Annotated in this window: 7 protein-coding genes; 6 read left to right on the forward strand and 1 reads right to left on the reverse strand. The window is 56.1% G+C overall.

Going from position 1 to position 13,670, the window contains the following annotated elements; translation table 11 throughout:
• Positions 1-315: 315 nt before the first annotated feature.
• Together SH528x_RS26780 and SH528x_RS26785 are read left to right on the forward strand one after the other, a co-directional pair.
• Positions 316-3,360 (forward strand): dockerin type I domain-containing protein, encoded by a 3,045-nt coding sequence (locus SH528x_RS26780; protein WP_442506508.1) that lies wholly within the window; start codon positions 316-318, stop codon positions 3,358-3,360.
• A gap of 148 nt (positions 3,361-3,508) precedes the next feature.
• Positions 3,509-3,895, forward strand: a complete 387-nt coding sequence (locus SH528x_RS26785) for a hypothetical protein (protein WP_442506509.1) — start codon at positions 3,509-3,511, stop codon at positions 3,893-3,895.
• A 118-nt stretch (positions 3,896-4,013) separates the two neighbouring features.
• Here the strand turns inward: SH528x_RS26785 and smc are convergent, their stop codons facing one another.
• Complete coding sequence (smc, locus tag SH528x_RS26790; RefSeq protein ID WP_442506510.1) at positions 4,014-7,610, reverse strand: chromosome segregation protein SMC; 3,597 nt, start codon at positions 7,608-7,610, stop codon at positions 4,014-4,016.
• A 309-nt stretch (positions 7,611-7,919) separates the two neighbouring features.
• Between smc and SH528x_RS26795 the strand changes: the two genes are divergently transcribed.
• The 4 genes from SH528x_RS26795 to SH528x_RS26810 all read left to right on the forward strand — a co-directional run bounded on the left by SH528x_RS26795 (position 7,920) and on the right by SH528x_RS26810 (position 13,609).
• Complete coding sequence (locus SH528x_RS26795; protein ID WP_442506511.1) at positions 7,920-9,836, forward strand: tetratricopeptide repeat protein; 1,917 nt, start codon at positions 7,920-7,922, stop codon at positions 9,834-9,836.
• The gene (locus tag SH528x_RS26800; RefSeq protein ID WP_442506512.1) at positions 9,833-10,882 is read left to right on the forward strand and encodes a MotA/TolQ/ExbB proton channel family protein; all 1,050 of its coding nucleotides are present in this window, start codon (positions 9,833-9,835) and stop codon (positions 10,880-10,882) included. Before SH528x_RS26795 ends, SH528x_RS26800 begins: the two co-directional genes overlap by 4 nt.
• Before the next feature lie 342 nt (positions 10,883-11,224).
• Positions 11,225-11,638 carry an ExbD/TolR family protein gene (locus SH528x_RS26805; protein WP_442506513.1) on the forward strand — a complete coding sequence of 138 codons (414 nt, stop codon included), beginning with the start codon at positions 11,225-11,227 and terminating at the stop codon, positions 11,636-11,638.
• 108 nt (positions 11,639-11,746) lie between these two features.
• Positions 11,747-13,609 carry a squalene--hopene cyclase gene (locus tag SH528x_RS26810; protein WP_442506514.1) on the forward strand — a complete coding sequence of 621 codons (1,863 nt, stop codon included), beginning with the start codon at positions 11,747-11,749 and terminating at the stop codon, positions 13,607-13,609.
• Positions 13,610-13,670: the final 61 nt, after the last annotated feature.

A 13,670-nucleotide genomic window follows, 5' to 3' on the forward strand; every position in this document is an offset into this window, starting at 1 on the left:
CAACGCCTGCAGTTTACGCGTTCTTATTGACGATGCGAACGCATTTCGGCGTGTTTTTACGGCTATTTGCCGTTTAAATGATCGACCCTGTGCTTATGATAAACAGACTTAATCGTCATGTGGTGATCCCCAACGTCGTCGATTTGATTTCATCGTACTCCGTTGTGCTTGGGTTCTCCCCCAATAAGGCTGTTTCAAGGGAACTTTTCCCCGTTTGGCTGCTTCCAACCGACTGTGCTTGCCTGTCAAATGCTTTTGGAAAAGCGTCGCAGGCAAAACAAAGATCGCGACAAGTCCTACCGAGAATTAAACAAGATGACCAAACGTCGATCATCCAATAAACAAACCCTGAAAAGCGGACGGATTCGCGTTCGGCGTCGTCCTATTGTGGAGCATCTTGGCGACCGTCGCGTTCTCGCTGCGATTACAGGGGTGGTTTTTGATGATTTGGACCATTCCTTTCGCCAAGAAGCGAGCGAACAGGCCCTCCCGAAGCGTTTGGTCTACATCGACGCCAATAATAACTCGTTGCTTGAGAAGGGCGAAAAAATTGCGGTTGCGGATGCCGCCGGTGCGTTTCGTTTCGACGACCTGACCGATGGTGATTACCAAGTTCGATTATTCAACGGCACCAGCGTCCAAACACAGCTATTTCCGTTCAAAGCAACCATCGAGACTCAACCTGCTTCCATTGACGATGCACTGGCATTGTTGGCGACAGGGGATCGAAGTGCCTATGTTTTGACCGAAACGGGCGTCGAAGTCGCGGATTTGGCAGCGGCGGAAACGGAAACGATTTCTGTCGGCACTCATTTAACGAAACTGCAAACGTTGCCCGATGGCAACTTGTTGGTCATTGGTGGTGAAGCGGGTGGCGATTCAGCTTGGATCGTGGACCCCGTTTCCGGCATCGTCAGCGCGGTCGACTTGTCAGGTAACGGTTCCTCGGATTTATGGTCGGATGTTGCCATCGATGGCAATGGACGCGGTGTCGCAGTGGCCGACAGTTCGGATCCAGTCGCGGTTCGATCGCTCGACGCTTCGGATCCGGATCTGGGACTCGTGGTTTCGACCACTACCACGATCGTGCCTGCGGGCACGACGGTGATCACATCGGACACAGGACCTCGCAGCGTTTTCGCATGGGCGGGCGAGGATGGCTTGAAGCTGTCGCTGTGGAGTAACGAAACCGCGTCGATGATCAGCAGCGAGCCGATCGAAGTGGCGGGCGCCAGCAGTCTGCTCGACTTTGATGATGAGTCGGGATTGTTGGTGCTGAGGCAGATCAATGGCGGAGTCAGCGTCGTGGACGCGAACGCCGATTTTGTTTCACTACACTCGTTCCCCGAAATGTCAGGCCCCATCACGCTCGATGGCCCCCGAGATTTACTGATGTCCGTTTCGCCGGTGGACACCGTATTGCGGATCGTCGATTTACGAGACGGATCGGTCATTGCAGACAAGGCAATCGACTTGTCGACGATTGGTCAGATTGCGTCGATCGCCAGCAAAGGCAAACCCGAAGCGATCGCAGTACTCGGATCCGCAGGCGTGATCGAAGTTTCACTCCGACGTTCGGATTCGCATCGCGTCAAAATTGTTGACAACCAAGATGCCGAGCCTATTCGATTCGCATTGTTTGTTGACGGCGAAAACACGGCGCCGAATTACGAGAGCCTTCCTGCGATATCGACCGCCGAAGACCAATCGCTCAATCTAGCGGCCCCCGGTGCACGCGTGGGAGTGACCGACATCGAAAACGATCAGTTCGTGATCGTTCAAAAAGGATCGGCGTCGCATGGAACGGTGAACGTCGCAGTGGACGGTTCGATTTCTTATACGCCTGATCCCGATTTCTACGGCACCGATTCGGTAAGCGTCACGATTCACGATGGCGTAACGGAGTCGGAAACGTTTAGTTTATCGATCTCGGTAACTCCGGTTGCGGATCCTCCGGTCGATGTGCTGTTTCACTTTGACCCGATTCCAGAAGCACTCGCACTGGGTGACCCGATTGGCATGATCGAGGTGATTGACGCTGATGGTGTCAACAATCACGTGATCAAGATCAACGATCCTCGCTTTCAAATCAACAACAACGGCGTGCTGATTTTCATCGGCGGAGCCAACGGCGAGGGATTGAATTTTGAAGTAGAGCCTTGGATTACTTTGACAGTTTCCGTCACAGACCCTGAAACGGAAACAGAACTGGTCAGTTATCCGGCAATCACTGTTACCGATTCGAACGATCCGATCACGGGCATCTCGCCGAGTGAAGCAACGGTATTCGAAAATGCTGTTGGCGACACGGTAGCCGAACTGCACGTGATCGACGAAGACACCGAGCAATTCCACATTCTGACCGTGGACGATGATCGTTTTGTGATCGATGGATCCGATTTAAGATTAGCCGATGGCGTTTCGCTGAATTACGAAGACGCACAAGAGATTGTCGTCAACGTCACGGCAAAAGAGTTTGGTGTGGACGGCGTGCCTTTCACTCAGCCGATCACAATCCGAGTCAAAGATCTGCCTGAGCAGCCAGAGATTTTGAGTCTTGTAGGCGGTTCGTTGGTCGAGTTTGAATCCGGAGCGGTTGCAGGCACGGTAACGCTCGATGGTCAATCCGCAAGTGACCGCTACGTGCTGACTGTTGATGACACGCGTTTCGAAGTGATCGACGGCTTGCTGAAGTTAGTGAACGACCAATTCGTCAAGCAATCGACGCAAAGCGAGATCCAGCTGACCGTCACCGCGACCGATTCGAACAATGAATTCCAATCGCTCTCGTCCACCTTCGTGATCGAAGTGCTCGAGAACGAGACTCCCTTTCACAATGACATCAATCCATATGATGTCGATAACGGCGGCTCGGTGACTGCTGCTGATGCACTCGCGATCATCAACTACTTGAATGTCTATGGACCTGGCCCCGTGGGTGCAGGCGACCCCGCTTTTGGTTATGACGTGAACGCAGACGGTTCGGTCACCGCACTCGATGCACTGCTGATTCTCAACGAAATCAATCGCAATGGAACGGGCGGCGGCACTGTCGGCGGCGGCGGCGAGCAAGAGGACACATCGGCAGATGGCGAGCAAGTGCTTCCGCCAGTGCAGATTCCTCAAATCGCAGAAGGATCCAAGATCGACTCTTCCGATCCCATTGACCCACGCACTAACGACCGTGCTATTGCGGATTCGTTCCGTGATGAGCAAGAAACGGCCAGCGACGGAGCAGCATCGCTATCGAACCCGCTCCAGCGCCAAATCGCAATGGTGCAACCGAGTTCAGATTTGCCAAGCGAATTCACGGACCAAGTGGACGAGACGATTCGGCTCTTGTCGGATCGCAACGCCTAGTCGCTCGGCTTTTGGGACGTGCGATTTATAACTAACGGATCTGTTGGACCAATCGAAACCCACCTTCCCTTGGCTCCCCTCGCCCCGTGAATTCGGATCACATGGCTCGGCCAATTGGATCAAACGCTGTCGGACAAAAACTAAAGTAGTGGCCACTTATTACTTCTACGACATCTCGCCTGTCGAAGATTCTGACTGCCTAACGATTGACGAGATCGTCACACGAGTGGCAGATGCATTCCCGCGGCACGAGATTAGCGCCGACGAAGCGCGGGCGGACGCCAGAAAACGCCTCGGAGCACTAGAAGGCTTAAACGCACCGGAACAAGTCTTGCGCATTTACCGCGACGGCAAACCTGTTCGGTGTCGGATTGCCGAATCTGATTCCGACGAGTACTTGGAATTCGACGTTTGGGAGAATCAGGGAATGCATGTCCAACCTTATCCCAAGGACGTCGAGAATTGCTGTCTTTCACTGGCCACTAAACTTGCCGAACTGCTTGGTTACCAACTCGCGAGTGAGGTTTACGACTAGGTAGCGTCTCGTCCGACAACTCTATAGGATTTGGGGTCAGCGAGGGACGAGCCTAACCCCAAAACTTGAGAAAAGGTGTCCGACACCTTTTTGGCAAGATGGGTAATTCCAGGGAGAGTTAGGCGGCTTCGCCTTCGTTGATCTCGCCGTCTTCGCTGACGTCTTCGAAGCGGATCGAGACTTGTTTGCTGACGCCCGATTCTTGCATCGTGACGCCGTACAAGGTGGTCGCTGCGGTCATCGTTTTCTTACTGTGCGTGACCACGACGAATTTGGAGTGATCCAAGAATTCGTTCAGTACCGTCACGAAACGGCCGATGTTCGCTTCGTCAAACGGGGCGTCGACTTCGTCCAGCACACAAAACGGGCTCGGCCGATATTGGAAGATCGACATCAGCAACGCCACTGCGGTCAATGCCTTTTCACCGCCCGAGAGCAATGAATTGCTGAAGCTTGGTTTTCCAGGCGGGGTGGCGACAATCTCGACACCCGCTTCTAGCGGATCTTCGTTCTCTTCGAGAATCAAATCGGCGTGACCCCCACCGAATGACTTGCGATAAAGTTTCTGGAAGTTTTGGCGAATGGCTTCGAGCGTATCCAGGAACAATCGGCGGCTGTCGGCATTGATGCGACCGATAATCCGTTGCAGCGAATCTTTGGCCGCAGTCAAATCTTGATATTGGCCGTGCAGTTCGTCGTAGCGTGATTGCAGCCCCTCGAGTTCTTCGAGTGCTTCCATATTGACGCTGCTAGTTCGCTGTAGCTGTGCACGCAGTTCGGTGATTTCGTCTTCGACCGCTTTGCGATCTTCGGGAGCTTCGAGATCCTCAGGTGGCTCTGAGTTGCGAAGGTCGATTTCATAATCTTCGAGCAGCCGATCGGCCAACGTGTCTCGGCGGACTTTTCCGTTGTCCCGTTTGGCAGTAATCGAGTGAACGGCTTCGCTGGCGACACTGGTTTGCTTGATCGCGTCTTCGCTGGCTTTGACGATTTGACGGTTCTCGGCACGAACTTTCGCAGCCGATTCGGCGAGCGCCCCAAGCTCATGGGTGCTGGCGTCCGATTCCCAGCTGAGTGTCGCCAAGCGGCTGGTCGCTTCGAGCACTCGCAAGGTGAGTTCGTCGAGTCGGGCGCGTCCCTGTTCGGCTTGGGCTCGGACTTCCGCCACGGCGGCTTCGCGTTGACCTTGGTCGCGACGCTGTTGCAGCATCGTCGTGGACAAGGCTTCGTGTTTCTGTTCTGCGCGAGCGATGTCGACGGAGATCGCCATCACTTCGCTGGTCGCGGACTGCAGTTCGGTTTGGGCGCCCGAGAGCATTTCGTCGATCTCGGCGGCTTCCATCTCGAGCGTTTCGATCTCTTGCTGGCCGCTGGCGATGCGGCTACCCATGGCGGCGTATTCGCGATCCGCGGTCGTACGCGTCTGGTTGGCTGCGACGACTTCGGCATCGAGTTCGTCGTGCGCCGTTTTGAGGGACAGATAACGTTCTTGAGCGTGACGCAAATCGGCAACCGCAGCGGCACGCTCGGTGATCTGGCCGCGATGTTTTTGCTCGATGCGGCCGAGTTCGGCGGCTTGATCATCGACCAACGACGCCAATCGCTCGGATTCAGCCTCGGTTTCTTTTAATTGGAATTGGTAGTGTTTGATCTCTTGTTCAGCGGCCGTGATTTGGCTGCGGCGGCTAATCAAACCGGTCGAGATGCTAGCGGGGCCGACGACGACGGTGCCATCGGTCTCTAGCAATTCGCCGGTCGCGGTCACAAATCGCAATCCCGCTCCACTCAGTTTACGCAGCCCCAGTGCCGTTCCCAACGAATCGACTAACCAGGTGCTGCTGAGTAAGTGACGCGACAGTGGTTCGAACATCGCGGCGCATTTGATCATGCGGTCGCCTCGCCCGATCACTCCTTTGAGTCCATCGAGTCGGATGCGGTCGCCGGGGCGTCGTCGTGGTAATTCATCGAGACGAATCAGACCGACGCGGCTGTTGATTTTCAACTTGCCCGACAAGATCGCCTCTTGCAAGTTGCCACCGCTGACGATCACGTACTGAGCCCTCTGTCCCAATGCGGCATCGATGAGCGGCGCGACATGCGTGTCGACCTCAAAGCACGCCGCGACAATTCCATGCATCGTTTTGGCGATTGGGTCGTCCGAGCCGCTCATTTCTTGCAGGATCGACTGGACGCCTCCGGAAACACCTTCTTGTCGGCGGTGCAGATCCAGCAGCACGCTCAACCGTTCGGTGACCCCTTGCAGTCGGACTTTCAGTGCTGATGCTTCTTCGCGTCGCCGCGCCAAAGTGCGGCGGCTCTCTTGCAATTTGGCGTCGGCCAGTTCGACTTCTTTTGCCGCGTGTTCAATTTGCTCGTCGAGCGATGCGACTCGGGTTTTGGCAATGCCCGATTCCTTTTCCGCTTCGGTCAACGACGCTTTCGCCGCCGCGATGCGTTTGCCTAGATTGGCCAGCAAGCGAGTGACTTCGGCAATCTGTTGTTCGCTGCGTTGACGTGAGGATTCAAGATCGGCGACGCGACGAACGCTGGCGAGATGTTTGTGTTGAACTTCGTCACGTTTTTTGCGAACTTCGTCGACTTCGACTTGGATTTTGTCGCGCCGCGTCTCCGCTTCGCTGCCGCGTTTTTGTACCGCGGCCAACTCGGATTCGTATTGTGCGAGTCGTTCATTTGCGTTTCGCAGTTCAGCCGCGGCCGAGCCTGCTTGGTTTTGCAGCAAGCGAACGCGAACGAGTGATTTCGCCACGCTGGTTCGCAGATCCTTGATCGCGGCGGTGTCGGCCGAGCGTCGTCCGTTGAGTTCGGCGATCCGCTGCAACGCCGACGAGCGTTTTTCTTCGATCGCGCGAGCTTGCTCGGCAATCGTCTGCAATTGCATATCGGCAGCTTGTCGCTGCTCGGTCATCGATTCACGCAAGGTTTGCAATTCGCTGTGGCGAGCGACTGCATCGATCAGGTCTTGTTCAAACGTTTCGAGTTCGCTCGACAGATCGGCCCAATCGGTCCAGGCGACTTGCGTTCTCAGTTCCTTGAGCCGGTCCGATGCTTGGCGATAACGTTCGGCCTTGCTGGCTTGACTCCGCAGCGATTTGAGCCGCGAGGCGACCTCGTCAACGATGTCACCCAGACGGGTCAGGTTTTGCTGAACGCGAACGAGTCGCCGTTCGGCCTCAATTTTTTTGGCTTTGAAGCGACTGATCCCGGCGGCTTCTTCAAAGATCGCCCGGCGATCTTTGGCATTCGCCTGCAGCATGCGGTCGACCTTGCCCTGCTCGATCAAGCTGTAGGCGTCGATCCCGATGCCGGTACCGCGGATCAGGGCTTTGACGTCTTTAAGTCGGACGGCTTGGTTGTTGATCAGGTATTCGGCTTCGCCACTGCGATAAACGCGGCGGGTGACGTGGACTTCTGGAGCGTCCACGGGAAGCGCGCCGTCGGTGTTGTCGAAAATGATCGTCGCTTCGGCGGATGCCGCTGGGCCGCGGGTTTGCGATCCTTTGAAGATCACGTCCGACATGTCCTTGCCACGCAGGCTCTTAGCGCTCTGCGATCCCAAGACCCATTTGATAGCGTCGACGATATTTGATTTGCCCGAGCCGTTGGGGCCAACGACGACCGTAATCCCATCGGGGAAATCAAAGCGGGTCCGATCGGCAAAACTTTTGAACCCGGCCAGTTCGAGTGCTTTCAGCATGCGAAGAGTTTATTTGCTCGGGATCAGGAGGGTGGGGCCAGGGAGACGGACCGGGAAACAGGAAATACAGCTTTTTTGCCGCACATTACAGAGTAGATGAAAGAACCTCGCGAGCCTAGCTCTGTTTTTCAAGGTTTTGCCTCTGCCACCTAACAAAAGGCCCCATAAATACGGGATTGCGGTAAATTCACAATTTGGGGTATTTGAGAAGGTGTAGAGAAATCAATCGACACGGATGTCATCAGATAGGGGATCACAGAATTGCCAATGGAGTGGCCGCCAAGAATAACGCCTAAGAGGATCGCCGTAGTGATCCTCGTCGCTATCGGCGTGTTCGCATCCACACCCAGTGTGGGGGTGGCACAGCAGGAGAACAATTCTGCTGCCATGACGGTCGAGGATTTTCCGGCGCAGGCAGGCGAAACAGCCCCAAGTCAGCGTGCCCCCCAGCAAGAGTACGCTCTAATCCAAAATCACATCGCAGCGGGAAATATTGCCGACGCTGCGGATATGGCGAGAAAACTCGATCTACTGCTCGCGAAACAGCCGGCGGAGAACATCGATCTGACACTGCCCTTGGCTCAGATCGGCCGAGCATTCCAGAACGCAGGGGATACGACGGGGGCGACTGAGTTTTTCACTCGCGCGAATTCGGCACTCCAGCGGCCTGCTAGCAAGACATTGCCACCGGCGACGGTGGTATTGGTTCGGCTTGCTGCGGCGTCTTTGTTTGTTCATGCAGGGCAATTGGATGTCGCCACCGAGACGCTTGAGAAAGCGTTTGTGGCCGACTCTGGAATCACTGCCGAGCAATCACCGCTTGCGGTCGATCTTTGCTTGCGGATTGGTCGCGATTCGTTGACGAAGCGAGACCTCGCCACAGCGGAAACCGCCTACAGCCTTGCTGCCGAACACGCCGACCCGGTTCAAAAGCCCACGGCGATGTTGGGAGCCGCTTGGTCGGTGGCGATGTCAGGCCAGCGGACGGAGGAGGCGGCGGACCGGATGATCGCATTCCTGAAAGAGTTTCCCGAGCACCAAGACGCAGCGCGAGCCGCCCAAGCCGGAATTGCGTGTCTGAAACAAGTCGGTCGGGACGAAGAGGCCGAGGTGATGATGAGCGAATTGTTCAAACGCTGGCCCGATTCGGATGCCGCCAGAGACGTGTTAAACCAGTTTGGGGCTGTCGAGATCGACAAAATCCCCGAGCGGTTAAGGAAGCTGGTCCTCCAGCGTGATTTTGACCAATTAACGCCCGCGATGACTGCGATCGCGATCCGTATCGCGGCGGCTCAGGGGGATTCCAATGCGTGGGATCGATTGGTCCAGCGACTCGGCGAGATTGACCAGACGGGACAAGCCACTGCGGATTTGCTGGGTCAATTGCCGGTCGCTGCCGACGCGGAACGATTGGCGATGTTTCTGTTGTCGCCGCCGAAACCATCAACGATTCAAGCAAAATCACGCGAATCGGCCTGCCGTTGGGCAGGACGAAACGAGCGTTGGTCGATGCTGGCATTGGCATCGCAATCGACTTCACCCGCCCAAAAAGATCCAACTCGCACGATCACGATGGAGCGATTGTTTGCCGAAGCGTTGATGCAAACCGGTCGCCGCCCCGAAGCACACAGTTGGTGGTGCCACGTGGTCGATGAACTTGCGGCAGACGACTTTGCCACGCTGCTGCGTTGTGCTGAAACCGAAGTGTCGATCGGCGAAGTGGATCGGGCAACTCGGCGAGTCGATGCCGCGACCAAAGCGGCAGGAGATGATCGCTACCGATCGGCTTTGGTCGCGATGTTATCGGCCGAACTGGGGATTCGTCGGTTGCGGTTTGATGAAGCGAGAAGCGACCTGGAATCGGTCGTTCGCAGCAGCCAGGTCGACGCATCGCTGCGAGGACGGGCTCAGTGGATGATCGGCGAAACGTACTACCTGCAGCAGAAGTATGTGGAAGCCATCGAAGCCTACCGAGGGGTCGCGGGGATTGATCCCAATGGCACTTGGGTGGTCGCGTCGTTGGTCCAAGCCGGGAAATCTTTTGAACAATTGGGGAGGACACGGGACGCTGCGGTTTGTTATTCGACTCTAGTAAGCCGACATGGGGATAGCGAGTTTGCTGTTTTAGCCAGTCGTCGGCTTGCCGCGTTGTCGCCAAGTGACGGCCCGACGCCGACCAAACCCGGGTCACCATCGAACACACCGAACAAAACGTTACGACGATGAGCGATCGCAAACCCAACAATCCGGCCTCGACTTCATCACATTCCAGTCGGACCTCACTGCGAGTGCGTAAACGACAACCGACGCATGTCGCCGGATTGGTGTCGCGCGTCGCCCCCCTGATTGTGTTAGGGCTCGGTTCGCTATGGTGGATGTCCCATTTGGAATTGGCGACGGCTCAATATCCACAGCAGAATTTTCAACAAAACGGCTACGGGCAAAATAACTTTCAGACTGCGCCAGCTCAGTTCAGCAGCGGGATTCCCACGATCCCTGCATCGACCGCGATCCCGTCAGCACAGCAACCCGCCGATGCGGTGGCAGTGCCCGAATTAGCCAGTGCGGAAGCCGACGCTGCCAAGGGAGCCGGTTGGAAATTGCCAGGTGTTTTTAGCAAGTTCGCCGAAGGTGGCTGGTTGATGATTCCATTGGCGTTTTGTTCGTTGGTCGTGTTTGCGTTGTCGCTCGAACGTTTGGTAGCGCTGCGTCGCGGTCGCGTGATCCCACGCCCGTTTGTTCGCCGCTTTACCGAATGTGTCGAAGATGGCCAATTGAGTTACGAAGAGGCGACCGAAATCTGCGAAGAGTTCGATTGCCCGGTGGCCGAGGTGTTCCAGGCGGCAGTGCGTCGCTGGGGACGTCCGATGTTTGAAATTGAACAAGCCGTGATGGACGCGGGCGATCGTGTTGCCGATGGGCTGCGACGCTTCGTCCGTGTGTTTCACGCGATTAGTAACGTGGCACCGCTGCTAGGCTTGTTGGGCACCGTACTGGGAATGATCGAAGCATTCGAGACGATCAGTTCTCAAGAATCGATCGGTCGACCGGAGATGCTGGCATCCGGAATCAGTACCGCCCTGATGACCACGGCGGGTGGATTAATGGTCGCCATTCCGGCTTATTTGGCGTACATGTATTTCAGTAGCAAAAGTGATCGGTACTTAGGCGAGATCGACAAATTGTGCCAACGCGTGGTCGATTGTATTTCGGCCGAGGGACTCGAGAACTCCGGCAACGCACGTCCTCAACGCAAACGACGTGCGGCGTAGGGGGCCGGCGAATCTTGGACCAGAGAATTCGTGCTTCACTCGTCACTTAGTTAGCCGTTTGGGCACTAGCCCCGGTTCGAGGGTGACGAAACCGTAGCTACGCTCGCCAGAGCGTGGATAAGCATCGATGGTTGCCGCGGAATTCGTGTCACCACCTTCTGGCGAAGGTAGCAACAAAAAATGCTTCACTGCGTTGGCAAGAACGGCTAAACGACGAACTTCAAACAACACAAAAACTGCACGACCTCCAGGCATTGAGCGAAAAAACTCATGCTGATGACAGGCTAGAAGCCTATCCCACGCCCACAGGGGTGATGGAAAAACGTTTTATCGAGTGAAATTATGGCAATTCGACACGAACGAGCGGAAGATGCGACGATCAATTTGACGCCAATGATCGATGTCGTCTTTCTGCTGATCATCTTTTTTATGGTCGGCAGTAAATTTAGCGAGGCAGAAAGCCGAATTAATGTGAATGTCCCTTCGGTGGGCGATCTGCGTTCGATGACGCGGGTGCCTGACGAGCGGGTCGTCGTGGTGGCCAATGATGGTTCACTGACGCTCGACGAAACGCCGGTGACGATAGCGCAGTTGTCTGAGACGCTTCGCAATCAACATGCGAATTATCCGGCACTCAAAGTCGCGGTCCGCGGCGATGGCGAAAGCTCTTTTCAACAAGTGGCCGAAGTGTTGCACGCGGTTCGCAGCAGTGGTGTCCAGCAAGTCGGATTGTCGGCAAAAAGCACCCGACGCTAAGCAACCGGTGGGACCGACTGCTTTGTCGTCGCTGTTTCGACAGCCGACAAACCCTTTTCTCCCACATGAAAGCAAAGACTGATACTTCGATTCCTCGACGGTGACGACGTGCTTTCCTTTTCGTTAAACCGATCGCTTATCGCGCTGCAAACCTCGTATTCGCTATGGGCGGATCGACGGTTGGTGTACGCCGTCGCTGCGGTGGCGGTGGCCTTGTTGCTGGTCACGATTTGGCTATTTCGGCGACAAAAACGCCATGGCCGCCAGGCTGGAATCATCTGCTTGATCGGCTCGGTCGTACTGCACCTGGTTCTGCTGTTCTTGGTGCCATTTTTGCCAAAGCCAGCGGGTGGGTCGGCGGAAAGCCATCCTGATTCCGATGATACGATCGGGATCCAAGATATCGAGTTCTCGTCGTTTGATCCCGAGATGCAGAGCGAAGATCATTCCCAGGTTGCAGATCAGCCCACCATCGCTCCGTTGCCCGTTTCCGATTTGGCCGACTCGCTTGTCGAACCCGAAGTCGAAGACGTGGCGGAAATGGAAAGTGATCAACCAGATTCACCAGATTTTGATTCGAGCGAAACCGAGGTTCCCCCATCCCTCACGCCCCCATCGCTTGTCGCCGAGTCGACGACCGCCGTCGATTCGATGATGGATAGCTTGGACGCCGACTTCCAAAAATTGTTCGAGCCTGAACCGGAAACGAAACCGATCACCGAAGTGGCTCAGTCGCCACTGGCGGACACGCCACCAACGGATCCGATGGCTGAGCCTATGCCGCAACCGTTCATCGCCAGCACGGAGCCGACCTCGCGACAAGTCGAAGCGGTTCCCGTTTCGGCATCGACTGCCGATCGAGCTTTCGTCGCAGGAGCCGAGGAAAATGATTTCGCTAATCGCGTGGGACGTGCCAAAACCGAAGCCCTGATCGAAACCGGCGGAAACTTGGAAACCGAGGCGGCGGTCGCTGCTGCACTCAAGTTCTTGACCATAAACCAACGAGCCGATGGAGCTTGGGATCCACGCGCCACTGGTGCGGGGCAAGAGCGACAACCGCTGGGGATGAACCGCGGCGGTGCGGGATCGCGAGCCGAAACCGCGCTGACAGGATTGGCACTGTTGTCGCTGATGGGAGCCGGACAAACGCATCAACAGGGCGAGTATGCCGACAATGTCTATCGCGGTCTCGTCTACTTGATCCAAAACCAGAAGCCGGATGGATCGCTTGCGGGCAATGCATCGATTTACGCCGCGACTTATGCCCACGGCATGGCCGCGCTGGCGATGTGTGAAGCGGCCGCAATTACACAGGATGCTTCGGCAATCCAATCGGCTCAGCGAGCGATGCAGTACACGCAAAGCATGCAGCATTCGGGGACTGGCGGATGGCGTTACACCAAGGGCGACACCGGAGATCTAAGTCAGTTGGGCTGGCAAGCGATGGTATTGGATGCCGGCAGCCGGGCAGGGATTCGACCAAGCGATGCCTCGGTTCGCGGCATGGAACGTTTTTTGCGCAGCGTTCGCTCGGGACGAGTGGGTGGTTTGGCCAGCTATCGCGGTGGCGAGGCCCCCAGTCGTACGATGACCGCCGAGGCGCTGGCGACTCGATTGCTGATTGGCCAGCGGGTGCCGCAAGCCGAAATCGACGAAGCCGAGACGGCACTGTTGCAACAGAAGCCAGGTGTTGGGCAAGACAATTATTATTATTGGTACTACGCCACGCTCGCTCTTCATCAGTTGCAAGACGAGGCGTGGGAAGAGTGGAACCGGGCGTTGCAGTCGCGATTGTTGTCGACTCAGTTGCCCGATGGGCAATGGCCCACCGAAAGCGTTTGGGGCGGCTATGGCGGATCGATTTACACCACGTCGATGGCCACGCTCTGTCTGGAAAGCTATTACCGTCACACGCTGCGTGAATCAAAAGCCAAAATCGCCCAGCAGCCCCCTGAGACGTGGCAGCGGTAAGTCGACGCCTGGCGTAGCCGTAGCGAAAGTCGCGAAGACTTTCGGTCACATTGGGGGCCGT

It is taken from the genome of Novipirellula methanifontis, assembly GCF_052161655.1.
GTDB lineage: Bacteria > Planctomycetota > Planctomycetia > Pirellulales > Pirellulaceae > Novipirellula.